Here is a 25459-nt window from a genome sequence, read left to right on the forward strand (position 1 = left end):
GTCAGTTCTCCAGCTGGGCGCGCATCTGGTCACGGAAGGTATTGACAAGGGAACGCAGCCCCGAGAGACTCCGCAGCAGCACCGCCTTGAAGGCCTGATCGTCCGGCAGGTAAGCGTTGACGGTGGCGGTCACGTCTTTTTCCATCACCGTGATGCGCCCAACGCGAATGTTCATCTGCGCATACATTGCTGCCTCTAAGGCGCGGGTGCGCTCGGCGGCGTCCTCCAGCGGCCAGAAGTACGGCACCATCAAGCAAAGCGCCGTAGCGTCGCCCTGCGCAGTCATGATCACGTTGGTGTAGCCCTCGTACTTGAAGAAGACGTCGCCGTCCTCGTCGAGTTTGGGCCGGAAGCCTTCCTCAGCCAGGAAATCTAGTACGTCCCGCGCGTAGGCGTTGGGGAGCGGCACTTCGGGAGTAGTAGGCACTTCGTTCAGTTCGCTCATGCGTTCTCCTGAGGGATCGGGGCGGCCACGTCGCACACACCCCGGTAGGGGCAGTACCGGCACCTTGAAACGGAAGGGTTCGGCGTGAAGTCCCGGGCTGTCATCCGCTCGATATCGGCCTCCACGTCCTCGAGACCGCGCGCCAGATCTTCAGCACCGAAGACATGCAGCTCTTCCTGACGCAAGTACGCCAGCGCCGCCGAACGGGCCCCCAAGCGCTGGGCATAGACGGAGAGCTGCGGCAGGTGATGTTCAGGATCGACGGCCTTGTCCGTCTTGTAATCGAGAATGAGACCCTGCGCTTCATTCCAGGCATCGACCACGCCCTCGAACATCACGCCGCCCAACTGAAGCTGGATGGGCCGCTCGCGGACAAACGGACCTGGCACCTCAGCAAAGGCGGAGCTCTGCGCCGCCGCTGTGAGGCGGGCCACGTCCTTCAAGTCCGCTGGCGACAGGTGCGGGAAGGCCGCCGCCAGCTCACCCACAGCCAGCTCCTGCTCGATAGCCTTATGCACCGCGTCGCCGATGGTGCGTCCAGCCGAGCGGCGCTCGGGGTTGCTGGCTTCACTGACCGCCTGCGCTGCCCACAGATCAGCCAGCGGCACGAAGCCGTTGACGTAGCGGTGCGCGAATTGCCTGGGACAGGTGCGGTAGGCGGCCAGCGCAGTGACCGGCAACGTCTCGGGCAGGGCCGCGCCGGGTCCTTGCAGCACCGTCAGATCCGGTCGCCCCGTTTGGGTATCCAAACGCAGGCGCGGCGCAGGGGTGACACTGTGCAGGTCCACCTGCACCCGCATCACGCCGTCAGCGGGCAGGTGCGATTCGAATTTCGTCAGGCGCTTGAGTTCGGCGTCCTTGGCACTTCCAGAGAGAATCAGCAGGTCTGCCGCGCGGGTAAAGGCCACATAGGCCACGCGCTCGGCTTCGGCGTCCTCACGTTCATGCTCCAGCTTGGCCAGGTGATCCCAGGCGGCTGAAGGACTGTCCAGCTGGGGCAAGCGGATCGCCACGCCGTGCTCTGCGTCAAAGCGCACCGCCGGGGCCGACCCGCCAGCGCCACGCAGCACGTCGGCCACGATCACGACCGGAAACTCCAGGCCCTTACTACCGTGAATGGTCATCAGCTGCACCGCGTCAGCGTGCGGGGCTGGCGCTTCCGGCTCCTCGTGCCCGAGGCGCTCCAGACGCCGCAGGTGCTGTGCTACGGCCGTGACGCCCGGCTTTCCTTCACCCGCCCACTGGCGCAACAGACCGCCAAAACGCCGCAGATTCTCCAGGCGGCGCGGACCATCGGGTTGCAAGGCGTGCATCGCGCTGAGATGGGTCAGTCGCTCGGCCTCCGTCAGCAGCTGCGAGGCCGGTAAGGTGGCTGCCTTGTCCCGCAGGTTAAGCATCACCGTGACGGCGCGCTGCACTTCTTCTTCAGTGCTGCGCTGGGCAGCCGCCCACAGGCTCTCTCCTTTCTGGCGCAAGCGGGCCAGCTTGAGGAGAGACGCGTCAGTGAGGTGGGCCACCGGACCGCGCAGAACTGCGGCCAAAGAAACGTCGGCGGTGGGATCAGCCACCGCCTGAAGCAGGTGAACGGCGTCAAGCACCTCCGGGCGGGTCAGCAGGCCGCGCCCACCGTGCACCACGAACGGCAATCCAGCCCGCGACAGAGCATCCTCGTAGCGCTTCATATCGCCGCGAGCACGAAACAGCACCGCGATGTCCGAGAGTCGCACCGGACGCGAACCTTGCGGACCATGCACCAGGCGTGCCGAGAGCAGCAGCCCCTGAATACGCGCGGCCAGGTAATGCCCTTCCGCCGAGCGCAGCGTGCCCACATCGGCCTCACCCAGGACGGCGTGCCATTCCACTGCCGGATCACCCACAGGACTCTCCTGACGGTGGGCATTCAGGGACTCGAAGGTCGCGCGGGTGCTGCCAGCCGCCGTGGGCCCCGTCATCAACGACGAGAAGTAAGCGTTCATCACCTCAACGAGCGGCGCATGAGTACGAAACGAGGTGTGCATGGTGACCTGCTCGCCGCCAAGGTGCTGCACCTGCGCCCTGGCCTGATGAAACACCCGCACGTCGGCGCGGCGAAAGGCGTAGATGCTCTGCTTCTCGTCGCCCACCACCGTCAGGTTGCCTCCCGGCCCGGCCAGGGCCTTGAGGATGCGCCACTGCACTGGGTTGGTGTCCTGCGCCTCGTCAATCAGGAGGTGGGTGAAGCGCTGAGCGTAGTAAGCCTGCACCTCAGCGCTTTGCAATGCCCGGTCGGCGTAGACTTCCAGATCCGCGAAGGTCGCTACTTCTTCCTGGGTGCGCCAAGCTTGCAGCTGGGCGTTGACCGTATCGAACACCCGCGAGAGCGAGGCCAGCGCCCGGTCGTGCACGGCCAGGGCCGCTGTCTCGCCGCGCAGGTCCGGTCGCTGGCACAAGTTCTCCAGGGTCTTGAGCGCCTCGTGTACCGCCGCCTTGGCCTCCACGCTCCACTGCTTCCCGCCCAGACGGCCGTTGTACCCTCCCAGAGCGGTTTCAAGCGCGCGTAGCCCGGCAGCGGAGCATGGCGCAGGTTCAGCGCAGCCCAAGGCACTCAGGCGGTACGCTTCGAGCTTCTCCCCGGCCGGACCGGCAAAGAGCCCGAGTTGTGCGAGCGCCGCATCCCACTCTGCCTCCACTTGCCGCCAGGCCAGCAGTCGCCGCTCCTCATCAGGCAGCTCGGTTTGCCGCAGGGCCGCGTCCAGCGCCGCGCGGGCCGCCAGCGGATCGGCCAGCAGGGCACGCGTCACCTCAGCGCGCAGCCGACCCGGCAGCGCCAGCAGGTCGCCCGCTTCGCAAGCGGACAGGGCCAGCGGCAGGCGTTCTTCGAGCCAAGCGCCAGCCTCAGTTTCATCCTGAATCAAAAAACTCAGGCCCGCGCCGCTCTCCACAGGGTGCTCACGGGCAATCCGCCCGCACAAGCTGTGGATGGTTCCAATGGTCATCAGCGGCAGCGCGGAGAGCACGCCCAGCCAGTGAGGATCACCGCTCTCAGCCCGCTCCTCGACGTAGCGCGTAACCCGGACGCGCAATTCCTGGGCCGCCGCTTCGGTGAACGTCACTGCGACGATCTGGCGTGGCAGCGGTCCAGGGTCTGTACCGAGCAGGCGTACGATGCGCTCGGCTAACACCCGGGTCTTGCCGCTCCCGGCCCCGGCTGAAATGAAGACACTGGCAGGTGCAGCGATGGCCCGTGTCTGGGCCGGCGTGGGTTGGAGAGAAGTGGCCACGCTCATGCCCGCCCGCCCGGATGACGACACACCGGTGCCACCGTGCAAAATCCGCAGGCCTTGCCGTCCTGATCGGGCCGTGGCGTCACCTGACCCGCTTCAAAATCCTGATGGACGCCGAGCAAAAAGGTGTCGAGCGCTGCCTCATGCTTCGCAGCGTCGTACGCCTTTTTGGTGTTGAGTTGACCTGCTGCTCCGATCACTTTGCTCCCCTCGATGCTGAAGTAGCGTCCGCCCACCGCGCCCAGCGCCCGCATGTACAGCGGAAGCTGAATCTCGAGGTCGAGCTTGCCCGTTTCCTGAGCGTTCGGCTGCACCGTGCTGATGTAAGTGCCGACTTTATAATCGGTCACCAGCTTTCCCACCGGCGAGTGGTCCACCCGGTCGACCACCCCACGCAGCCGGAAGACCACCTCACCCACCGCGAGCGTCTGGTCGAATGATCCTTCGAGCGCGGCCTGATCGGGCGTCCAGCCCTCCGGCAGGAAGTCTGGCGACTGCAGGGCCTGCTGCACGATCTGTCTCCATTCGCGGCGCTCGATCTCAAAGAGCGGCCCTGGATGAAAATTTCCGGCGCGGCGCTCGCGAACGATGGCCCGGTCGAGTGCTGCCTCCGCACGTTCCAGCAGCAGCGCAGGCTGGTCCTGAGGAGTCCAGCCTCGCAGCGCCCCTTCCAGGGCAGCGTGCAGCAGGGTGCCAGTCACCCGGCGGTCCTCACCGGCCTCAGGGTCGGCGTCTTCACGCAGGCCCAGCGCCTTGCGGCCAAACCAGCGGAAGCGGCACGCGCCCACATCGTGAAGTTGCGAGGCGCTCCAGGTCCAGGCCGGGTCCCACAAGGACTCGCCGAGAAGTCCGTGGTGCGCTGAGGGCTGCCCGGCGTCGCGTTCCTGCTCGATCTGCGCGGCGCGGCGTACCGCCTCCGGTACTTCACCAGCGTTGAGTGCCCGTTCCAGTAGTTGCTCGCCTTCTGAGGCCAGCGGCACCTCGCTCGACCAAGCCGGAAGAGTGCCCAAGCGCGTCAGGAACACGCTCGGCGCGAGAGAGCGGCCCTGCGCTGTTCGGCGCGGCGAACTCAGCACCAGCTCCTGGGCGCTGCTCAGCAACGCGCCGTGAAAGATGGTTTCCTCCACAGCTGTTGAAGTAGACGCGTCCGGTACGAAAACGCCCGCCTCACTCCAGCGTGCCCGCACCGCACTGTCGAGCAGCGGCGACTCGCTGACACGCGGCGGGTAGAGCCCGTCCGCCAGCCCCAGCACCCACAGCTTGTGGAACTGACGGCCCAGCAGGCCCAGCGGATTGAGCACCCGCACACCGCCGCGCCCCAGGAGGAGCGGCGTGGTGTGGGTGCTGAGCGTATGGCGCAGCAGCGCGGTGACGTCTTGCCTGGGGCGCAGGGTGTGATCCTGCGCCGCGCCGCTGAGCGCTTCGACCAGAGAAGCGATATGGGCGTTGAGCTGCATGTCTGTGCGACGGCGATCCACCACGCCCGCTTCGCGCAGGAAACGCTCCAAGCGGCCCACTGCGCCGCTGAGCGATTCTTCCGGCGGCAATTCGAGCCAGGCGAGGTCCGGATGCCAGGCCTCGAGGCCAGCGGGGAAGGCGGGCGAGAGGCGGCGCGCGACCTCAAGGCTGTCACCGAGCAGCCCACACAACGGATGGGTGAGCAGCGCCCGGGTGCGCGAGAAGGCCCAGTCACCCTCGAGGGCTTCCAGCCACAACCAGACGAGTGCGCCCACGGCGGTGCGGAGCAGCGGCAGCTGATGATGGCCAGTTAGCGGCAGGTCGTATTCGCGTGCCACGTCGATCAGCGCTGGCAAGTACGTCGCCTCGTCGCGCACCACCACACCGAGCTGATGCGGGGCCGAGCCAGCCGCCAGCCAGGCCTGCACCTGACGTAGCGCCGCGCGCACCTCACTCTCGACGTCCGGCGCGGTGTACGCCGAGGTGGTTTCGCCTTCATGCGGGTGTGGGGCGGCAGGCAGATGCTCCGTGACAAAGCCCCTCGCCTGGAAAGCCTGAGCGGTGCGGCGCGTTTCATGCAGACGGCGCTCATCCGGATCCGGCAGTGTCAGCGCCGAGCCGGGAGCGAGCAGCGCACCAAGAAAGGCGATCTGCGACGCATCGAGGTGAGTAAAGCCGTGGACGAGGGCACGCAGCGGTGTGCTGGGCGCGTGGCGGCGCGCAAAGTATTCGGTACCGCTCAGGTCGAAGCAACGCTCGCGCACGCAGGTGGCCACGTAAGCAGCAAATGCCTGCGCGACGTCATGTTCACGTGCCGTCTTGGCGACATTCAGGACCGCCTGCGGCTCCACATCGGCGCGCAGCAGCTCACTGAGCGTCCGAGCCAGGCTGCTCCAAGTACTAGGGCGATCAAGAAGTGGCGTCAGGTACTGGAATTCAGTGTCCGCCAGCGCGCGGCGCAGAAAAGCGTCACGCTCACCGGGTCTCAGCGGTCGCCAGCCCCCGGCCCGCAAACGCTCGCGGGCCAGCTGGGTCAGGGATTGGGCGCGGAGGTGATCGCCGAGACGGGCACGCACGCTGCGGCCTGCTGGGACGTTCGGTACCACCAACGTGAATGGACCCATGGCTTGAATCGACTGTGCAGCGGTCTTCAGACGCACCGAAGCATCGCTGGATGTGACGAGTAACCGAATTGAGACTGCACTCATGGACTCATCATAGAAGGGGCCATGTCACAAAATGACACCACGCTGGCGGTCAGGTTCACCTTCATGTCGAGAACCACAGATCGTCGACCGCCTCAGCCTGCCGGTAAGTGGGTCGGTAGACGGTCAGCAGCATGCCGCTGCACACCAGAAAGCGCATCTGACCGAGGCCGTACAGCCGCCCTCCACCCGGCTGCACCCTCAGGAAACGCGCCCGGCACAGAAGTTTTCGCAGTCTCACCTGGGCCGCATTCCAGGAGAGATTCCCGGCGAAACGCTCCAGGAAACGGGTGATGGCGTGGGCGGTGATCAGCAAGTCTCGCATCGGTGGTTCCTCCTGAAGACAGTCTCGCAACTGGGCGCGTCAAGTGCTGACAAGCTGAAATGAAGCGGGGCACGTCATTTATTGACGTGCCCTACGCTCTCCAGCTTTAGCGCTGAGGTTTGCTGTTGCGGCGGTCGTAGCTCTGGCTGGTGGCCCGTTTGCGGGCCAGACCCGCATCGCTCATGAACCCCACGCTCAGCGCCGAGAGTGCGTGCATTTCAGCGGCCAGTTCCGGCGTCTGCGGCAGACTGGCCAGCTTGCGTCGGTGCTCCATTAACACCTCTGTGGAGCGGCTGACCTGACCCGCGTCGGCGTAAGTCACCGCTTCCTGACGAACCCGGGCGGCCTCAAGCAACTCCAGCGCCAGGCGCACCCGTGCATCTTCCGGCAAAGTGGCGTGAGCGGCAGACGAAACCACCGGCAAGTTGAGCTGGGAGCGGACATGATGACGTACTCCGCTGCGGTCCGTCCAGGCCAGTCTCAGCCGGGTGATTCCCAGATCCGCAGAGAGGGGCAGGTCGGTCAGCGACAGGCTCAGCATCACTTCGAGTGGGCGACCTGAAATCAGGTTGGGCAGTTGCGAGCGGCCCAGAGAATTGACTGGAAAGGCGTTGAGGACCTTCACCCTCACGTTTCCCAAGTCGGCATTGGGTTCAACGCCCAGGCTGACGGTATGGCCGGTGGTGCGGGTCAGCCCCTGCAATTCCGCCTCGAAGTAAGCGGGCAGCGCTTCGGCATTCTCGATATGTTCGTAGTTGCCGTCTCCCGCGTCGGCCATCCCTTTCAGAAGGTCCTCGTCGTAACTGCGGCCCAGCCCGATGGTGCTGGTGCCGACCCCACGGGCGGTCAGTCCCTTGACGTGCTCGGCGATTACCTTGGGCCGCTGCTCACCGTGGTTGGTCTGGCCGTCACTGAGCAGTAGGACCCGGTTGAGCGTCTGCACCTGGTGATGCTGGGCGGTGAGGGTGGCTCCTTCCAGCCAGCCGGCGTGCAGGGCCGTGCTCCCCCTGGAGCGCACCTGCGCCACCTGCTGGCACAGCGCTTCAGGATCAGTGACCAGTTGCGAGGGAATCAAGACCTCAACCTCATTGTCAAAGGTCACCACGCTGACGCGGTCTTGCGGTTGCAAAGCGCGAATGGCAATCTGGGTGGCTTCTTTGGCCATCTCCAGCGGCATGCCACTCATACTGCTGCTGCGGTCGATCACCAGCGAGAGATTCAGCGGTGGTCTTGGCCCACTGCTCTGCGGCGCGGCAGCCGGATGAATGCGGGCCAGCAGCGTGAGTTCATTGGGACTACCCGCACTGAGTGCGGTCTTGAGGGGAAGAAGTTCAATGCGGGGCTGACCAGCAACAGGAGTATGAGCCATAAAGAACCTCCAGCCGTGCTGAATTCAGCACGGCGTTAATGGGCCAGCCGAACAGGCTGGGAAGAAGGGTCGGGGACTTGAGGAGCGACGCCCCCAGTCTAATCCCTTGCATTTAAAGTTGTCAACAATTCAAGTAGGGGACGAATTCATTGACTCATCCATCTTCTCCGGTTCAGGTGTCATCCCCTGACGCAGCGGAGGAGGCCTGCCGTGCGTCAACCAACGACGCCCACAGGGCTTCGAGCAGTTCCAAACGGGCCTGCTCACTTTTCGGCCAGCGGAACGCTTCTGAGAGTTCCACCACCAGACCACGTGTCACCTGCACCCGAACCACCGACTGGGAAGCGCTACGCCGACGTGAACGGTCTCCTGCTGTCTCCTCCCTCACTGGTTGTGGCGAAGCGTAGGCGACCGGAGCAAGTGCCCTGGGACGGGGCGACGACACTTGCTCCCGCAGGCTGGACAGATAAGCCAGGGCCGGGTTGCTAGGCGGTGCGTGGCTGAGGAGAATGCCCTCCAGTCCGACGTTGCCGTTCCTGGCCAGCCGTGCCAGGTCTTCTTCTGAGCGCTCAGTCAACGCTGAGATCAGCGCCTTGCCACTCAGCCCATCAGCCATCAACCGGCGCAGCGCCAGCAGACTCAACAGATGCAGGCGTCCATACCGGGCCTCGCGGCCCTCGCGGCGCGGCGCGGGCAGCAACCCCTCGGTGGTGTAATGCCGCACCAGCCGGGCGTTAACCTCGTCCTTGGGACGTGAAGCCCGGTCGAGCGGTAACACCTCAGCCAGCCGCTGATTGGCTTCCTCGACGAAGTCCTCGATGCCGCCTTCCCAATCCTGTGAAATCCCCAACATGCAGGCAGGGTAGCAGAGCGTTCGGCATCCTGCTCGCTAAGATTCCGTTCGCTACAGGCCCAGCTGACGTGACCTCGAATACAGGGCCTGACGCCACACTGCCGGGGATTAACCGTGACACGCTCTGGCACAGTGACAAGACCCGATTGAAGAACAGTGGAATTCAAGGATAATTCTGTACCTTAGAGCAACTTCCACAAGGCGTTGTGGAGGAGTTGAATCACTTCCGCAGGCCCATCACTCACGCTATGACTGATCAACAACACCAGTACCAGTAGAGCCAGGGGGACGATTTGCCAAACACTCCAGCGGCGTTGCATCAGCGAGAGCAGCACGGAGGCGAGCAGGGCGGGTGGAACCAGCCAAGCGGAGAGATCTTCCAGGCGCATCAGCAGCCGGAATTCGGGGTGTTGCTTGAAAGCTACCCTTAATGAGATGTAGTTCAGGTAGTAATTGCCGGTGTAGATGGTGGACAGCAGGATTGCCCCCATCAGCAAGGCCGCAACGACCGCCCAAAACACTAAGGAACGGAGCAGGTTGGTGGACTGGGTGACAAAGGAAGACGCCATCAGCTCAGGCTACCTGAACTTCTTGGCCAGCGGAATGCTTCTGAGAGTTCCACCACTAGGCCGCGCGTCACCTGAACCCGCACCACCGACTGGGAAGCGCTGCGCCGACGTCCTACTGCCTCCTCCCTCGGGAGTTCTGGCGAAGCGCGCAAGACTGGTGGAGATGCTCTGAGATGATGCGAAGACACTTGCTCACAGAGATTGGACAGGTAAGCCAGGGCCGGATTGCCCGGCGGTGCGTGGCTAATGAGAATGCCCTCCAGTCCGACATTGCCGCTCTGGACCAGCCGCGCTAAGTCCTCTTCTGAGCGCTCATTCAGCGCTGATATAAGCACCTTGCCACTCAGCCCATCGGCCATCAACCGGCGCAGCGCCAGCAGGCTCAACAGATGCAGGCGTCCATACAGGGCCTCACGACCTTCGCGGCGCGGGCAGCAACCCCTCAGGGAGTCGGGCATTGACCTCGTCCTTGGGACGTGGGGCCCGGTCGAGCGGCAACACCTCAGCCAGCCGCCGATTGGCTTCCTCGACGAAGTCCTCGACGCCGCTTTCCCAGTCCTGCGAAATCCCCAACATGCAGGCAGGGGAGCAGAGGGCCATAGGCGGGTGCTGCAGCTTTGTGAACCGCTCCAGACTGAGGGTGTCCCTTCCTGTGGCCATAGCCTTACGCTAATACCGGTTAGCGTAAGGCTACGTCACGCTCGGTCAGTGTTTCCGATCTCGTGCGGACGAGATACCCTTGGTACAGTTGGGCGCATGGCACCCGGAGTGGAATAAACCCCTGAGTTACGGGTTCACTCCACTTCGTCACGTCGGGGTTCGCTATTATGGACTGACTCCATGGCTGCAGATCCTCCGTACAAGACCCTTCTCAATATGACGCGGCGCCTGACTGAACGTGGTCTGGCTGCGCTGCCAGCTCTGACCAGCGTGACGGAAGCGTCTCGGAAAAACGCGTCTTCCATCGGGTCAAGTGATGAAGAGGTTGCCCGGCTGATCGCCTCTTGTTCTGCTGAAGAACGGATTACCCTGGCGGCCAATCGAGCCACACCAACCCCGGTTCTGATGCGCTTGGCTCAAGATGAAAGCTCTGCGGTACGGTGTGCAGTGGCTGCCCAGCCGGCCTGTCCATCTGACCTGCTCACGCAGCTGGTGCACGATGAGGATTCTCAGGTACGCGCTGCTGCCAGTGCCCACCCACAGCTCAATGTCGCGCTCCTTTCCATGCTTGCCCAGCGGAGCCAGGAGTCCTTGGAAGTTCATCTGGCAGTCGCCCGGCATCTCACGACCAGTCCAGACAGTCTGGCGCAGCTGGTCAAGAGCGGCTCGAGTGCCGTCCGGGCGGCCGTGGCCCGGCATCCAGCAGCGTCGCCGAGCACGCTGACCACCCTGGCTTCCGATCTGTCCGAGGAGGTTAAGCAAGCTCTGGCCTCCCGCAGGCCGGGAGCTCACCATCGGCCAGTCGTTCTGGAACTCCGCATAGATCCTCCATCAACACGTGGAGTTGACGAACTGAGGATCGAAGAACCCCACCAGAAGTCGGACATCCAGCCTGAAGTGCCTGAAGCGGAAGTGAATTTTTTGCGCTTTCTCGCGGCTGAGTACGGTCAGGAAATCCGAGATCTGGCACGGGCTTTGGAAACCCTCAACCGGGAGACGTTGGAGGTCACTCGGGCGCGCTGGCAGGTACGGCTGGCTCAACCGCAAAGTCTCGATCAGGAGCGCCTGAAAGCGGCGCATCAAGCTCAGGTGCAGCTCCTCCACCGCGAGTCCAAGCTCACATTGGAACGCGAGCTTCGGGTACTACGCGATCAACTCAAGGCGGCGAGCAAAGCGGAGGCTCAACGCACAGCTCTAGACCTCTCTCGGACGCTTGAACGTGAGCGCCAGAACTTGCAAGCGGAGCAGCGGGCAGCCCGGCAAGCTCGAGTCCAAGAAGAGCATACGCAGCTGGAACAGCAGCACAACGATTTGATTGGGCGTCTACGAGCCGATCAAGAGATGAACCGGAAGCGTGTTCTCGCCGAAGAGCGTCAGCGCCTGACTGTTGCTCTGGAGCAGGAGCTTCACGACCAGCAGGTAAAGCTGCAAGCCGAGAGCGCACTGAACCTGCAGAAGAGACGGGCCGGCTTGGAGCTGCGGTTGCGCACCGAACTGGAGCAGTTGAGAGAGGACCTGGAGGGTCACTACCTGCAACGGCTCACTGCCCTAAAAGAGCAAGGCGACGCAGCCATCGCGGCCAAGCAACGAGAGTTCGTAGTGGCGTTGGACAACCTGCTGCAAGACCAGCAACTCAAGTTGCAAACAGAGTGGGAACAGCGCTTGGCCACTGACGAAGCTGAGTTCAGGCTCACTCAAGAGGCCGCGCGTGCTCTGCAAGAAAGAGAAGGTATGGCAGCTCAGGAACTCAAGCTGCGTCAGGAAGGTGAACGCCTCCTCACGTCCCTAGAACAGGAGGCTGAGATACACCGGATGACCTGGCAACAGCAGGGGCAAGCGGACTTGGCGCGGTACCAGGACGAGCTTCAGGCGTGGAGCGAACGTACCCTAGGAGAGGTGCGGCAGAAGCTAATCCAGGAGCATGAGAAAAAGCTCGAGCAGGAGCATGCTGAACGGCAAAGCCAGTTTGAACAAGTAGCGAAGGCCGCGAAGGAAGAGCAGTTGGTGGCTACGGAAGCGGCGCGAGTTCAGTTTGGACTTGAGGCAGAGGCCCGCCTGACCGAGGCTCTTCAGGAGCAGCGTCAGGTTGCAGAGATGCAAAGAGCCAGCGAGATGGCATCTCTTCAGCAGAAAGCGGAGGAAGCGCTGGTTCTGGCACAACAAGAGTGGACGGAAGGGTGGCAACACCGTGAACAAGAATTGCTGGAGCTCAACCGCACGCGCTTCGAACAAGAAACCCAGGCCCTTAGGGAACAGCGCAAGCAGCGCGTCCAGCAATATCAGCTGCAGCAAAATGCTCTTGCAAGCACGCAGATGAGTACCCAGATTCAACCTTCGGCCGAACAATTGGTTCTAGACCGAAGGGGGGCCCTCGAGAATCTCGAAGCCGAGCTTCAGACGCAGGAAAAGACAGCCTTAACGCCTGGCGCTTCTGCTGTTCTTTCGACGGGCCCGCTGGTCTACGGCTATCCTGTCCCTCTTGAAGCGTTGCCTGAACAACACGATCCCGCCGCTGTCCTGGCTGCTTTGAATCTGATCGCTGCGCATTTAGATGTTCAGGGCGAGGCCCTGCTGCGCTTCACACCTCCAGGTCAGTCAAGGCGCAGCTTCTTGCGTCAGATCGACCGTGCGGTAGAGCACTTTCAGCACGGCCATGAGCCGGTGATCCTGCGGGCTGACCGCGAGGATGGCCCGCATTACTTCCTGAATGACCGTCTCCCTCGCCTCTTGCCATGATCCAGGTGCATAGATGAGTATCAAGCCCTTCCCAAACAAGCGGTGCCTCGGTCGGACTAAAGCCAATGTCTGAAGCTGATTTCCTTCACTTTATTATGGCTAAATACAGCCTTGAAATCCAGGGCTTGGCCTATGCCCTAGAAACGTTAGACCGTCAACTAGAGAGGGCCCAAGCGCGCTGGGCAGCCGAGCTGAGTCAGTCGCAAAGTCTTGAGCAGGCGCTGAATGCGGCTCATCAAGCTCAAGTTGACGTTCTCCAACGCGACGCGATCTTGACCCTCCAGCGAGAGCTGCAACTGTTGAGTGATCGGCTGCGGGCCGAGAACAGTGAGGACATTCAGACCGTATTGGCGCAGCTCTCTCAGGCGCTTGAACGCGAGCGTCAAGACCTACACGTGGAGTTGACAACAGTCGAGCAAGCTCGGCTGCAAGACGAACTTAAACAGTGCCAACAGCAGCACAAAAAGCAGCTCGACCTTATACGCGCTGACCATGAGGTCGCCTGCCAGCAGGTCCTGGCGGAGGAACGTCAGCGCTTAACTGCCGCACTGGAGCAGGAGGCGGTGGCCCAGAGGATTGTTTGGCAACAGCAAGAGCAAGCGGATCTGGAGCGGTACCAAGCCGACCTTCAGGCTTGGACTGAGCGTACCCTTGGGGATCTTCGGCAACACCTAGCGGCCGAGCATCAGCGAAAGCTTGACCAAGAGTGTGCTGAACTAGAGAGTCAACTTGTAGAAGTGGCGCAACAATTTCGCCAAGAACAGTTGAAAACCACAGAAGCGGCGCGCATCGAGGTAGAGCTGGTGGCAGAAGGGCACCTAAATGCTGCCCGACAGGAGCGACACCAGCAAACGGGAGAGTGGACAACGGACCCCACTCCTCATGCTTCTGGCAGTAGGAATGCAATGGAATTAGGGCGTATTAAAAGACTTGCCCGCATGACTGTACAAGGGAAGCCGATCCCTAAAGGCGAGCATAAGTTCCTCGTGCATCACGAGTCTGCGTACCGAGAGCAGGTCGCTGTCTTACAGGCTAAACGCGTACCTTCCGACAGCCTCTTCGCAAGCGTAGACCCTCAGGTAGCAATACAAAAAGCGTCCTTGCCATCAGAACCTGCCGTGGCTCCTGTCTCTATAGACCTATTGGTCTGGGGTTACCCAGTGCCTTGTGAAGTCTTACCCGACCACCATCCTGCCGCGGTTCTGGCCGCTTTGCGGTTGATCGCTGAGCATTTGGACGTTCAGGGTGAAGCCCTGCTCCGTTTTACTCCAGCAGGTCAGTCACGGCGCAGCTTTATGCGTCAGATCGACCGAGCGGCAGAAGGTTTCTTACACGTCCACGAGCCGGTGATTCTCCGGGCTGACCGTGAGGATGGCCCACATTACTTCGTAAACAACCGTCTCCCTCGCCTCACCCCATAAACTAGGTGCCTCTATGACCCCTTCTCCGCCTGTTCCCCGCCACGACGCCGTCCACATCATCAATGCTCTCAGACAAGGCGTGGTGCCATCGCGCGGGTTGCACCACTATGCCGTTGGGCAGAACCGCGAACTTGACATTCTGCTCGAAGGTCTGCGTCACAGTGCGGAGGGACACTCTCCTTTTAAAGGCATCCGCGGCGGGTATGGCAGCGGCAAGACCTTTCTGATTTCGCGTTTGGCTGAGGAGGCATTGCAGCGGGGATTTGCAGTCAGTCAGGTTTCGATGAACCGGGATAAGGCTTCCCTTCACCTGCTTGAGCGGCTCTATCAGGGCATCATGCAGCAAGTGCAGCTCCGGGGCACCGAGGGCAATGCCCTCGGCACCATCTTGGACCGTTGGATCAGCAGCGCTGAGGAATACGTTACGGAGGTGCAGGGCATTCCCGAGCATCTGGAAACGGCGGTACGCGAGGCGGTTGGGCAGCGCATCGAGGTCTTGCTGGGGGAGGTGGCCCGCGAGCGCCCCTCGTACAGCGCTGCTCTCAAGACGTACCATCAGGCGCATATGAAGGGCAATCACGCCCTCAAGCGCGACGTGCTCGGCTGGTTGATGGCCGACCCCCACGCCTCCACCCGGCAGCTGTTGGGCGTCCGCGGGCAGGTGCAGGCGAGCGATACACTGGCGTATTTACGCGAGCTGACCCGTATGCTGCGTCAGCTCAAACGCCCGGGCCTCTTGATCATCCTGGATGAGCTCGACGAGATGCGTCACCTGAGGCGGGACCTGCGTCAGCGGGCCTGGGCCAACTTGCGCGATCTCCTCGACGCCCTGGGCCGGGGAATTCCTGGACTATATCTGGTGTTGGCTGGAACCCCTGAGGTCTACGACGACCGGCGCGGCATCAGCGAGTTACCCCCTTTAGATCAGCGGCTGGGTGACCCAACCCAGCAGACCCAGCACCCGAACCTGCGGGGACCCCAATTGCCGCTCCCGGTCTTCAGTCAAGCGCAGCTGACCAACGTGATGGCCCGGCTTGAGCAGCTGTGGTCGGTGGCCTGTGAACAAGAAGCCCGCTTGCCAGTAGGGTTCGCTGCCTCACTTGCTGAAGGCTGGACCCAGCGACTGGGTAGCCGCTCGCCGCGCGTGGCCATCCGCGAGTTTATCAGCGTCCTGGACCGCACCCGCGACTACCCGGACTTTAGCCCGCTGCATGAGTACAGTTACGCCCTGGATCCAGCCATCCTTACCCCTCAGGAAGCGGAAGTCCCCGTGTTGGTGGACGACGAAGACCTGTTCTGATGACAGCTTTGGAACAGCTGAGTCCCCGGCTCCGGGGAGGACTGGTCGATACTCTGCGATGGCAGGGCCTGCGGCCAGTGCAGCAGGCCAGTATTCCCGTCGTCTTGGCTGGGACGAACGCGGTGATTCTGGCACCGACGGCGGGAGGCAAGACCGAGGCGGCTTTTCTTCCAGCGCTGGAATTGCTGCACCGTGAGCGGAAGCCCGGCGTGCGCCTACTCTACGTCAGCCCTCTGATCGCCCTTCTGAACAACCAGGAAGCCCGGGTCGAACGCCTGGCCGGTTTGCTTGGGATGCATGCATTCAAGTGGCATGGCGGTGTGAACGCTTCCGCGCGCCAGGCGTTTCGTGACGAGCCGGCCGAAGTGCTGCTCACCACCCCCGAGAGCTTGGAGGCGATGTTCATCCACGGTCAGCCGGTTCGCACGCTATTCGCGCACTTGAGACTGACAATCATTGATGAAGTGCACAGCTTCTCGGACAATGACCGTGGGGCGCAGTTGATCTCGTTGATTGAACGCCTGGCGCAGGTCAGCAGTGAGGACATCCAACGTATCGGCCTGAGTGCGACGGTGGCAAACCCGGCGGAGATTGGACGCTGGATGCGTGGGAGCAGTAGGCGGCCGGGCCAGGTGGTGCGGGCCGGTGGAGGTGCACCCAAGCGGCAGGCAGTGGTGATCGGCCCCGGGCAACCGGAGGTGATGACTGACCTGCGCAGACGCACCCAGGCGGGCAAGACCCTGGCCTTTACCGAGAGCCGGGCCGATGCCGAGATGCTGGCCGACCAATTACACCGGACGGCAAAGCTCGATTTTATCGGAACCTATCACTCGGCCATCAGCCGGGACGCCCGGCAGCACGCGGAGGACGCCATGAGCGGGAACAGCTATCCCCGGGCCTGCTTGACTTGCACCAGTGCCATGGAACTGGGCGTGGACATTGGAGACTTAGACGACGTGCTGCAGTGGGGCGCGCCCGGCTCCGTGTCGAGCCTGCTCCAGCGCTGGGGTCGCAGTGGCCGCCGCGCCGGGTGGCCGCAGCACACAACCCTGTATCCCCAGAGTGACCGCGAACTCCTAACGGTGGCCGCGCAGCTGAGTTTGGCCCAGGACGGTTGGGTGGAGTCGGTGCGTCCCCGCCGGCGGGCCTATCACATCCTGCTGCAGCAGATGCTCTCAGAAGTTCTGTCTGCCCGCGGCCACACACCGGTCACCCTCTGGAAGGCGCTCAGCCCCAGTCCAGCATTTTCGCAGATTCCAGAAGCCGAGTACCGAAGACTTCTGGCTCATCTCCTCACCAACGATATCTTGGCTCAGGCGGGTGGGCAGCTGGCTCTGGGTGACCGTGGAGAGGCGGTATTCGGCCGGCGGCACCTCTCGGATCTGATTGCGACCTTCGAGAGCCCTTCTTCCTATACGCTGGTCAACCGCGCGGACCGCTTTGAAGTCGGGCAAATCGAGCTCAACTTCGTTGAGGAATTAAGAACCGAGCTTGAGGCCGGTCAGCGTCCGGTGTTGCTGCTCGGCGCCCGGGCTTGGCAAGTGCAGGCCCTGCAAGACCGGTCAGCTGTCGTGCTGGTGCAGCCTGATACGTCAGGTCGCCCGCCTAAGTGGGCGGGAGGCCTCCCACGCCAGATGGAACGGGCCCTGGCCTGGCGGCACCGAGAACTGCTGCTCGGCCATCCTCACCCAGACGGCCTCGATGCTGCAGCGCGGCAGCTCCTGGAAGAGATGCAGTCTCAGCACACTTGGTTGGCAGGAAGTCTTTTGCCTGTCCAGTGGCGGGGCAACACCTTGACCCTGCACACCTACGCTGGCACTCGCATTAACACCACGTTGCAAGCCGCACTGAAGCCTTTTGGCGCAGTACAAAGTGACGCGTACGTTGTGACGCTCCGGGGCAATGAGCCAACGTCGCTGATGGGGGCCCTCGACCTGTTGTATGGCAACTGGAGTGCGTCTGAGGATCAACAGGCCATCTTGCAGCGTTTACGGGTTCCGCGCCTCAGCAAGTACCAGGCCCACTTGCCAGCTGACCTCGCGCGGCAGGTCACTTTGGATGCTCTGGCAGACTGGAGTGGAATGCTGGAAGTTGTGAAAACCTTGCCGCCTCGATCCACGGTGTTGCCCCTCCAGTGAGCATTAAAGTGCTGACCCAGCTGAATCAGGATCTGCTGGCGGTACTGAGGCACGCTGTGTTGAACGGCGTCTGGCTGACTCTGACGGTCTTCAAAGTGCGGAACCTGTGACGTGGACGCGCTGGCCGGAAAGCTGGCTTCGACCAGTGCCTGGGACTGGTACAGATCAACCAGGTCTTGAGAACGGAATATGCCTAGGCGAACCGGTCTCCCCGGAACTCGGGCGCTCAGGGGAGCTTCTCCTCTCACCGGAAGTGCGGAGCGAGATTAGGGCGGCCGTCCGCCATCGAGACCCCCGATGTCTGTGCTGTCAACGGGAAGATAGCGGTCTTCAGATCGATCACATCCAGCCGTTCTACCTCGGCGGCATGCACGATATCGAGAACCTGCAATTACTGTGCGGCGACTGCAACCGGACCAAAGAAACGGTAGTAATGACAGGGCCCCAGGGGCTGGAGCTGGCCCCAAGCCGGTGCTTCTCCGTGCTTTCTCCGGGAACGTGCCAGATTCAAACGATCTGAAATGGCGGGCCGTCAACTTGCACTTCGGGTGCGCGGCTGCCGGCACCATGGTGATCCGGCAGCGCGGCGAAAATCTTCAGCGTTGGTCCATCATGCTTCATCACGAGAACTCATCTCTAGACCTGGAGTCGCTGTTGAACCAGGCGGTAGACAAGGTCAACAGCTTCCGCCGACAGGAGCGCGTTATCTAGATCGAAGCCGTCGACGTCCATAACGCTTGAGAAAAGTTCGATCTGCACGTTGAGCATACTAACTCGTCTACAGACTTCCATCACGTCACCAGATGACTTGCCTTTCAGGTCTAATGTTGTCATGACAAGCCAAGGATTCGTTTCAAGGGGTTTTGCTAATTGTCGTCAGCGCGATGGTCAAGGCACAGCGCAGCAGTGGAACCTTTACTGTTCTGATAGGAGAGTGTCGCCGTCATTTATGCGGGCTGTCGCACCAAGGCACAAATCGCTCCGAAGGTGCTTGATCACGCAAGGTCAATTGGCGATGAATGTGCCCTCGGGCAACTCCCTCTTGAATGAGGCTGTGTCGTGCGGCAGATCTTCACCTGCTGTCATGGTCATTGTGGCCCCGACGGTAGGTGCCACCGTGATCGGATGGGGAAGGCGGCGGACACTCAACCCTTCTTCCAGCGTCAGCGGTCGGGGCAGCGCAAAGGCCGGGTACCAGTGATGGGAGAGGAAATTACTCCGAATTGGCAACCGTTCCTGCACGAACTTTCTGTACGCCTCCTCGATTTCGAGGACAGGCAGCCAGAGATCGTCCAACTTCTCCAAGACGCAGGGGTAAACGTGCCGGACGATGGGGGCGCACTACTGAGCGAGATTGACCCACTCAGTGCACTGTCTCTGATCTGCAAACACAAAAACACAGAAAGACTCGTTCAAATCTTGAAGAACATCCGTGAAAAGCTCAGTCTGGTCGCGCAAACGCCGTCTGATTTTACGGGTCTCCCCACAAGCGATCCCCGCAGCCCACTTCTGTTCCCGTACCGGAGTACCCGTCAGCCAGATGACATTCCAATTCTCTGGCGTCTGACGCATGAAGCGGTGGCAGGGACGCTACAGCCTGATACGTTCAACAGGGCACTGGAGATCGGAAACGTCGGTCTCTCAAAACTCACCATGGGGCTGTTCTGGATAAATGCTGACCTTTACCTTGCTCTAAATAGCAAGAACGTCGCTTACCTCAGCGAACTGGGCTTCCCGGACGCTGCCGAGATCGTTTCCCTCGAGACCTACCAGGCAACCATCGAGCGGGCACGCACTTTTGCTCCGTCATTCACGGCGCTGTCGCATGCTGCCTGGGTGAGTGGGGGCCCTGTTCTTCCCCCTGACCGCTTTCCTCTTCAGGAACTGCAAGAGACGACTGCCTCATCCCGCGCCGAGTTCAGCCGGCTCACCGACCTCGGTGACGTGCAAGCGGCCAAACCGTTCATGCAGCAGACTCAGGCGAAGCTGCACAACCGCTTCGGCTCTCTCCTCAAAGCCACGGTGCGGCAGAGCCAACCCAAAGCTTTAGTGGTCAGAGAGGATACCCGGTATACAGGCGGGAAGATCTTTGCGGTGAGGGTCGCCTTCCAAGACCGGTCACGGTCGGGCGGCAAGGGACTGTACTTTGGAAACCTTGTCATCTCAGTCGAAAGCGACAGCGAAACGCAGGCAAACACACTCATGGCATTGTTCGGGTTGGCCCACGGTGTGGATTCCATGGGACGGGATACGGTGCGCTTGGCTCTGCAAAAACCAGCTGCAATGGAACGGGTTTTAAGCGCATTGAGGGCTGTGTACGATCTACCGACGTCGCCCCAACTGACCATCGTCAAAGAGGTGTGGTCTGGCCCAGATTTTACGCTTACGGGCCGTGCCGATCCAGAACTTGAAAAGGCACTGCACACGTATGCCGTCAGTGTTGGGAAGCCTCGCAAGCTCGAGGTACTGGTGAGGGTGCCCGCTGAAGCGCTAATCTCAGCCGAATATCCGGACACCATGGCAGCGGTGATCGGGTACCTCGACGGCCTTGCCGCAGCAATTGACGAAGTGGTGAGGGACATGGAAAATGACGATGCTATTGAAGTGCAGCCGGTTGTGCCTCTGACAGTACAACCTCAGCCATTACATCCTCTGAATGTGATCCTGTATGGCCCGCCGGGAACCGGGAAGACGTACTCGGTCGCGCGCTTGGCCCTGGAGCGGCTGGATCCGGATTTTCTCAGCGGTGAGCGTACCCGGCAAGAACTCCAAGACCGCCTGACCCAGTTGCAGGCGGAGGGGCGGGCGGTGTTCACGACCTTCCACCAGAATTACGCTTACGAGGATTTCATTGAAGGCATCAAGCCGGTGCCTGCGCCGGACGGTAGTGGGGGCGTCACGTACGCCCTGGTGCCGGGGATCCTCAAGCGCCTGGTCGAGCGCGCCTCCGCCCCAGTGCTCAGTGGCGCGTTTTCTGACCTCAACCCGGACGGTCAGGTCTGGAAGATCAGCCTGGACGGAACAGCCGGATCCAGCTCGACGCGCGAGTACTGCCTCAAGCACGGTGAGGCCAGGATCGGTTACGAACAGGTCGGCCGCTTTGACGAAGCTGTGACGCTCAGCGGCGCACCCCCCAAGGCAGGTTTTACCCCAGAAGCGCCGGCAAGACCTTTCTGATTTCGCGTTTGGCTGAGGAGGCATTGCAGCGGGGATTTGCAGTCAGTCAGGTTTCGATGAACCGGGATAAGGCTTCCCTTCACCTGCTTGAGCGGCTCTATCAGGGCATCATGCAGCAAGTGCAGCTCCGGGGCACCGAGGGCAATGCCCTCGGCACCATCTTGGACCGTTGGATCAGCAGCGCTGAGGAATACGTTACGGAGGTGCAGGGCATTCCCGAGCATCTGGAAACGGCGGTACGCGAGGCGGTTGGGCAGCGCATCGAGGTCTTGCTGGGGGAGGTGGCCCGCGAGCGCCCCTCGTACAGCGCTGCTCTCAAGACGTACCATCAGGCGCATATGAAGGGCAATCACGCCCTCAAGCGCGACGTGCTCGGCTGGTTGATGGCCGACCCCCACGCCTCCACCCGGCAGCTGTTGGGCGTCCGCGGGCAGGTGCAGGCGAGCGATACACTGGCGTATTTACGCGAGCTGACCCGTATGCTGCGTCAGCTCAAACGCCCGGGCCTCTTGATCATCCTGGATGAGCTCGACGAGATGCGTCACCTGAGGCGGGACCTGCGTCAGCGGGCCTGGGCCAACTTGCGCGATCTCCTCGACGCCCTGGGCCGGGGAATTCCTGGACTATATCTGGTGTTGGCTGGAACCCCTGAGGTCTACGACGACCGGCGCGGCATCAGCGAGTTACCCCCTTTAGATCAGCGGCTGGGTGACCCAACCCAGCAGACCCAGCACCCGAACCTGCGGGGACCCCAATTGCCGCTCCCGGTCTTCAGTCAAGCGCAGCTGACCAACGTGATGGCCCGGCTTGAGCAGCTGTGGTCGGTGGCCTGTGAACAAGAAGCCCGCTTGCCAGTAGGGTTCGCTGCCTCACTTGCTGAAGGCTGGACCCAGCGACTGGGTAGCCGCTCGCCGCGCGTGGCCATCCGCGAGTTTATCAGCGTCCTGGACCGCACCCGCGACTACCCGGACTTTAGCCCGCTGCATGAGTACAGTTACGCCCTGGATCCAGCCATCCTTACCCCTCAGGAAGCGGAAGTCCCCGTGTTGGTGGACGACGAAGACCTGTTCTGATGACAGCTTTGGAACAGCTGAGTCCCCGGCTCCGGGGAGGACTGGTCGATACTCTGCGATGGCAGGGCCTGCGGCCAGTGCAGCAGGCCAGTATTCCCGTCGTCTTGGCTGGGACGAACGCGGTGATTCTGGCACCGACGGCGGGAGGCAAGACCGAGGCGGCTTTTCTTCCAGCGCTGGAATTGCTGCACCGTGAGCGGAAGCCCGGCGTGCGCCTACTCTACGTCAGCCCTCTGATCGCCCTTCTGAACAACCAGGAAGCCCGGGTCGAACGCCTGGCCGGTTTGCTTGGGATGCATGCATTCAAGTGGCATGGCGGTGTGAACGCTTCCGCGCGCCAGGCGTTTCGTGACGAGCCGGCCGAAGTGCTGCTCACCACCCCCGAGAGCTTGGAGGCGATGTTCATCCACGGTCAGCCGGTTCGCACGCTATTCGCGCACTTGAGACTGACAATCATTGATGAAGTGCACAGCTTCTCGGACAATGACCGTGGGGCGCAGTTGATCTCGTTGATTGAACGCCTGGCGCAGGTCAGCAGTGAGGACATCCAACGTATCGGCCTGAGTGCGACGGTGGCAAACCCGGCGGAGATTGGACGCTGGATGCGTGGGAGCAGTAGGCGGCCGGGCCAGGTGGTGCGGGCCGGTGGAGGTGCACCCAAGCGGCAGGCAGTGGTGATCGGCCCCGGGCAACCGGAGGTGATGACTGACCTGCGCAGACGCACCCAGGCGGGCAAGACCCTGGCCTTTACCGAGAGCCGGGCCGATGCCGAGATGCTGGCCGACCAATTACACCGGACGGCAAAGCTCGATTTTATCGGAACCTATCACTCGGCCATCAGCCGGGACGCCCGGCAGCACGCGGAGGACGCCATGAGCGGGAACAGCTATCCCCGGGCCTGCTTGACTTGCACCAGTGCCATGGAACTGGGCGTGGACATTGGAGACTTAGACGACGTGCTGCAGTGGGGCGCGCCCGGCTCCGTGTCGAGCCTGCTCCAGCGCTGGGGTCGCAGTGGCCGCCGCGCCGGGTGGCCGCAGCACACAACCCTGTATCCCCAGAGTGACCGCGAACTCCTAACGGTGGCCGCGCAGCTGAGTTTGGCCCAGGACGGTTGGGTGGAGTCGGTGCGTCCCCGCCGGCGGGCCTATCACATCCTGCTGCAGCAGATGCTCTCAGAAGTTCTGTCTGCCCGCGGCCACACACCGGTCACCCTCTGGAAGGCGCTCAGCCCCAGTCCAGCATTTTCGCAGATTCCAGAAGCCGAGTACCGAAGACTTCTGGCTCATCTCCTCACCAACGATATCTTGGCTCAGGCGGGTGGGCAGCTGGCTCTGGGTGACCGTGGAGAGGCGGTATTCGGCCGGCGGCACCTCTCGGATCTGATTGCGACCTTCGAGAGCCCTTCTTCCTATACGCTGGTCAACCGCGCGGACCGCTTTGAAGTCGGGCAAATCGAGCTCAACTTCGTTGAGGAATTAAGAACCGAGCTTGAGGCCGGTCAGCGTCCGGTGTTGCTGCTCGGCGCCCGGGCTTGGCAAGTGCAGGCCCTGCAAGACCGGTCAGCTGTCGTGCTGGTGCAGCCTGATACGTCAGGTCGCCCGCCTAAGTGGGCGGGAGGCCTCCCACGCCAGATGGAACGGGCCCTGGCCTGGCGGCACCGAGAACTGCTGCTCGGCCATCCTCACCCAGACGGCCTCGATGCTGCAGCGCGGCAGCTCCTGGAAGAGATGCAGTCTCAGCACACTTGGTTGGCAGGAAGTCTTTTGCCTGTCCAGTGGCGGGGCAACACCTTGACCCTGCACACCTACGCTGGCACTCGCATTAACACCACGTTGCAAGCCGCACTGAAGCCTTTTGGCGCAGTACAAAGTGACGCGTACGTTGTGACGCTCCGGGGCAATGAGCCAACGTCGCTGATGGGGGCCCTCGACCTGTTGTATGGCAACTGGAGTGCGTCTGAGGATCAACAGGCCATCTTGCAGCGTTTACGGGTTCCGCGCCTCAGCAAGTACCAGGCCCACTTGCCAGCTGACCTCGCGCGGCAGGTCACTTTGGATGCTCTGGCAGACTGGAGTGGAATGCTGGAAGTTGTGAAAACCTTGCCGCCTCGATCCACGGTGTTGCCCCTCCAGTGAGCATTAAAGTGCTGACCCAGCTGAATCAGGATCTGCTGGCGGTACTGAGGCACGCTGTGTTGAACGGCGTCTGGCTGACTCTGACGGTCTTCAAAGTGCGGAACCTGTGACGTGGACGCGCTGGCCGGAAAGCTGGCTTCGACCAGTGCCTGGGAATGGTACAGATCAACCAGGTCTTGAGAACGGAATATGCCTAGGCGAACCGGTCTCCCCGGAACTCGGGCGCTCAGGGGAGCTTCTCCTCTCACCGGAAGTGCGGAGCGAGATTAGGGCGGCCGTCCGCCATCGAGACCCCCGATGTCTGTGCTGTCAACGGGAAGATAGCGGTCTTCAGATCGATCACATCCAGCCGTTCTACCTCGGCGGCATGCACGATATCGAGAACCTGCAATTACTGTGCGGCGACTGCAACCGGACCAAAGAAACGGTAGTAATGACAGGGCCCCAGGGGCTGGAGCTGGCCCCAAGCCGGTGCTTCTCCGTGCTTTCTCCGGGAACGTGCCAGATTCAAACGATCTGAAATGGCGGGCCGTCAACTTGCACTTCGGGTGCGCGGCTGCCGGCACCATGGTGATCCGGCAGCGCGGCGAAAATCTTCAGCGTTGGTCCATCATGCTTCATCACGAGAACTCATCTCTAGACCTGGAGTCGCTGTTGAACCAGGCGGTAGACAAGGTCAACAGCTTCCGCCGACAGGAGCGCGTTATCTAGATCGAAGCCGTCGACGTCCATAACGCTTGAGAAAAGTTCGATCTGCACGTTGAGCATACTAACTCGTCTACAGACTTCCATCACGTCACCAGATGACTTGCCTTTCAGGTCTAATGTTGTCATGACAAGCCAAGGATTCGTTTCAAGGGGTTTTGCTAATTGTCGTCAGCGCGATGGTCAAGGCACAGCGCAGCAGTGGAACCTTTACTGTTCTGATAGGAGAGTGTCGCCGTCATTTATGCGGGCTGTCGCACCAAGGCACAAATCGCTCCGAAGGTGCTTGATCACGCAAGGTCAATTGGCGATGAATGTGCCCTCGGGCAACTCCCTCTTGAATGAGGCTGTGTCGTGCGGCAGATCTTCACCTGCTGTCATGGTCATTGTGGCCCCGACGGTAGGTGCCACCGTGATCGGATGGGGAAGGCGGCGGACACTCAACCCTTCTTCCAGCGTCAGCGGTCGGGGCAGCGCAAAGGCCGGGTACCAGTGATGGGAGAGGAAATTACTCCGAATTGGCAACCGTTCCTGCACGAACTTTCTGTACGCCTCCTCGATTTCGAGGACAGGCAGCCAGAGATCGTCCAACTTCTCCAAGACGCAGGGGTAAACGTGCCGGAC

The 25459-nt window shown here is 61.9% G+C and carries 19 protein-coding genes; 9 read left to right on the top strand and 10 right to left on the bottom strand.

Annotation, left to right across the window (positions count from 1 at the left end):
• Position 1: 1 nt before the first annotated feature.
• The 8 genes from EHF33_RS19850 to EHF33_RS21265 all read right to left on the bottom strand — a co-directional run bounded on the left by EHF33_RS19850 (position 2) and on the right by EHF33_RS21265 (position 10063).
• The gene (locus EHF33_RS19850; protein ID WP_124875516.1) at positions 2 to 445 is read right to left on the bottom strand and encodes a hypothetical protein; all 444 of its coding nucleotides are present in this window, start codon (positions 443 to 445) and stop codon (positions 2 to 4) included.
• Positions 442 to 3705, bottom strand: a complete 3264-nt coding sequence (locus tag EHF33_RS19855; RefSeq protein WP_241191482.1) for a UvrD-helicase domain-containing protein — start codon at positions 3703 to 3705, stop codon at positions 442 to 444. The genes EHF33_RS19850 and EHF33_RS19855 overlap by 4 nt, the downstream gene beginning before the upstream one ends.
• 2 nt (positions 3706 to 3707) lie before the next feature.
• Positions 3708 to 6290 (bottom strand): PD-(D/E)XK nuclease family protein, encoded by a 2583-nt coding sequence (locus tag EHF33_RS19860; protein ID WP_164473643.1) that lies wholly within the window; start codon positions 6288 to 6290, stop codon positions 3708 to 3710.
• Positions 6291 to 6435: 145 nt separating this feature from the next.
• On the bottom strand, positions 6436 to 6696 hold the full coding sequence (locus tag EHF33_RS19865; RefSeq protein ID WP_124875522.1) for a hypothetical protein: 261 nt from the start codon (positions 6694 to 6696) through the stop codon (positions 6436 to 6438).
• Positions 6697 to 6802: 106 nt separating this feature from the next.
• Positions 6803 to 8065 carry a vWA domain-containing protein gene (locus EHF33_RS19870; RefSeq protein WP_124875524.1) on the bottom strand — a complete coding sequence of 421 codons (1263 nt, stop codon included), beginning with the start codon at positions 8063 to 8065 and terminating at the stop codon, positions 6803 to 6805.
• Between the two features lie 172 nt (positions 8066 to 8237).
• Positions 8238 to 8918 (bottom strand): MerR family transcriptional regulator, encoded by a 681-nt coding sequence (locus EHF33_RS19875; RefSeq protein WP_124875526.1) that lies wholly within the window; start codon positions 8916 to 8918, stop codon positions 8238 to 8240.
• A gap of 182 nt (positions 8919 to 9100) precedes the next feature.
• Positions 9101 to 9487: a hypothetical protein gene (locus EHF33_RS19880; protein ID WP_124875528.1), complete on the bottom strand. Its 387-nt coding sequence runs from the start codon at positions 9485 to 9487 to the stop codon at positions 9101 to 9103.
• Positions 9488 to 9898: 411 nt separating this feature from the next.
• Entirely contained in the window at positions 9899 to 10063 is a 165-nt protein-coding gene (locus EHF33_RS21265; protein ID WP_164473644.1) for a hypothetical protein, read from the bottom strand.
• Between the two features lie 264 nt (positions 10064 to 10327).
• Here EHF33_RS21265 and EHF33_RS19885 point away from each other — a divergent pair, with 264 nt between their 5' ends.
• The 5 genes from EHF33_RS19885 (at position 10328) to EHF33_RS19905 (ending at position 18262) form a co-directional block, all read left to right on the top strand.
• Entirely contained in the window at positions 10328 to 12883 is a 2556-nt protein-coding gene (locus EHF33_RS19885; RefSeq protein WP_124875530.1) for a coiled-coil domain-containing protein, read from the top strand.
• A 65-nt stretch (positions 12884 to 12948) separates the two neighbouring features.
• Positions 12949 to 14304: a coiled-coil domain-containing protein gene (locus tag EHF33_RS19890; protein WP_124875532.1), complete on the top strand. Its 1356-nt coding sequence runs from the start codon at positions 12949 to 12951 to the stop codon at positions 14302 to 14304.
• 13 nt (positions 14305 to 14317) lie between these two features.
• Positions 14318 to 15604, top strand: a complete 1287-nt coding sequence (locus EHF33_RS19895) for a BREX system ATP-binding domain-containing protein (RefSeq protein ID WP_124875534.1) — start codon at positions 14318 to 14320, stop codon at positions 15602 to 15604.
• A 77-nt stretch (positions 15605 to 15681) separates the two neighbouring features.
• Positions 15682 to 17742, top strand: coding sequence for a DEAD/DEAH box helicase (locus EHF33_RS19900; protein ID WP_164473645.1), 2061 nt, complete (start codon positions 15682 to 15684; stop codon positions 17740 to 17742).
• Between the two features lie 253 nt (positions 17743 to 17995).
• Complete coding sequence (locus tag EHF33_RS19905; RefSeq protein WP_124875538.1) at positions 17996 to 18262, top strand: HNH endonuclease; 267 nt, start codon at positions 17996 to 17998, stop codon at positions 18260 to 18262.
• Between the two features lie 485 nt (positions 18263 to 18747).
• Here the strand turns inward: EHF33_RS19905 and EHF33_RS19910 are convergent, their stop codons facing one another.
• Complete coding sequence (locus EHF33_RS19910; RefSeq protein ID WP_124875540.1) at positions 18748 to 19038, bottom strand: hypothetical protein; 291 nt, start codon at positions 19036 to 19038, stop codon at positions 18748 to 18750.
• Positions 19039 to 19161: 123 nt separating this feature from the next.
• Here EHF33_RS19910 and EHF33_RS19915 point away from each other — a divergent pair, with 123 nt between their 5' ends.
• The 4 genes from EHF33_RS19915 (at position 19162) to EHF33_RS19930 (ending at position 24650) form a co-directional block, all read left to right on the top strand.
• Positions 19162 to 20919: an ATP-binding protein gene (locus tag EHF33_RS19915; protein WP_124875542.1), complete on the top strand. Its 1758-nt coding sequence runs from the start codon at positions 19162 to 19164 to the stop codon at positions 20917 to 20919.
• Positions 20920 to 20942: 23 nt separating this feature from the next.
• Positions 20943 to 21992 carry a BREX system ATP-binding domain-containing protein gene (locus EHF33_RS19920; protein WP_241191483.1) on the top strand — a complete coding sequence of 350 codons (1050 nt, stop codon included), beginning with the start codon at positions 20943 to 20945 and terminating at the stop codon, positions 21990 to 21992.
• 77 nt (positions 21993 to 22069) lie between these two features.
• A complete protein-coding gene (locus EHF33_RS19925) occupies positions 22070 to 24130 on the top strand; it encodes a DEAD/DEAH box helicase (RefSeq protein WP_164473645.1) in 2061 nt (686 codons plus the stop codon).
• A gap of 253 nt (positions 24131 to 24383) precedes the next feature.
• Positions 24384 to 24650: an HNH endonuclease gene (locus EHF33_RS19930; protein ID WP_124875538.1), complete on the top strand. Its 267-nt coding sequence runs from the start codon at positions 24384 to 24386 to the stop codon at positions 24648 to 24650.
• A 485-nt stretch (positions 24651 to 25135) separates the two neighbouring features.
• On the opposite strand, the gene EHF33_RS21270 is transcribed toward EHF33_RS19930, so the two are convergent.
• Positions 25136 to 25426 carry a hypothetical protein gene (locus EHF33_RS21270; protein ID WP_124875540.1) on the bottom strand — a complete coding sequence of 97 codons (291 nt, stop codon included), beginning with the start codon at positions 25424 to 25426 and terminating at the stop codon, positions 25136 to 25138.
• Between the last annotated feature and the right edge of the window lie 33 nt (positions 25427 to 25459).

It is taken from the genome of Deinococcus psychrotolerans, from assembly GCF_003860465.1.
GTDB lineage: Bacteria > Deinococcota > Deinococci > Deinococcales > Deinococcaceae > Deinococcus > Deinococcus psychrotolerans.

Excerpts from the sequence above, each read along its gene's own strand:
- EHF33_RS19850 (WP_124875516.1), bottom strand. The coding sequence starts at position 445 with ATGAGCGAACTGAACGAAGTGCCTACTACTCCCGAAGTGCCGCTCCCC.
- EHF33_RS19860 (WP_164473643.1), bottom strand. The coding sequence starts at position 6,290 with ATGGGTCCATTCACGTTGGTGGTACCGAACGTCCCAGCAGGCCGCAGC.
- EHF33_RS19865 (WP_124875522.1), bottom strand. The coding sequence starts at position 6,696 with ATGCGAGACTTGCTGATCACCGCCCACGCCATCACCCGTTTCCTGGAG.
- EHF33_RS19870 (WP_124875524.1), bottom strand. The coding sequence starts at position 8,065 with ATGGCTCATACTCCTGTTGCTGGTCAGCCCCGCATTGAACTTCTTCCC.
- EHF33_RS19875 (WP_124875526.1), bottom strand. The coding sequence starts at position 8,918 with ATGTTGGGGATTTCACAGGATTGGGAAGGCGGCATCGAGGACTTCGTC.
- EHF33_RS19880 (WP_124875528.1), bottom strand. The coding sequence starts at position 9,487 with ATGGCGTCTTCCTTTGTCACCCAGTCCACCAACCTGCTCCGTTCCTTA.
- EHF33_RS21265 (WP_164473644.1), bottom strand. The coding sequence starts at position 10,063 with ATGTTGGGGATTTCGCAGGACTGGGAAAGCGGCGTCGAGGACTTCGTC.
- EHF33_RS19885 (WP_124875530.1), top strand. The coding sequence starts at position 10,328 with ATGGCTGCAGATCCTCCGTACAAGACCCTTCTCAATATGACGCGGCGC.
- EHF33_RS19890 (WP_124875532.1), top strand. The coding sequence starts at position 12,949 with ATGTCTGAAGCTGATTTCCTTCACTTTATTATGGCTAAATACAGCCTT.
- EHF33_RS19895 (WP_124875534.1), top strand. The coding sequence starts at position 14,318 with ATGACCCCTTCTCCGCCTGTTCCCCGCCACGACGCCGTCCACATCATC.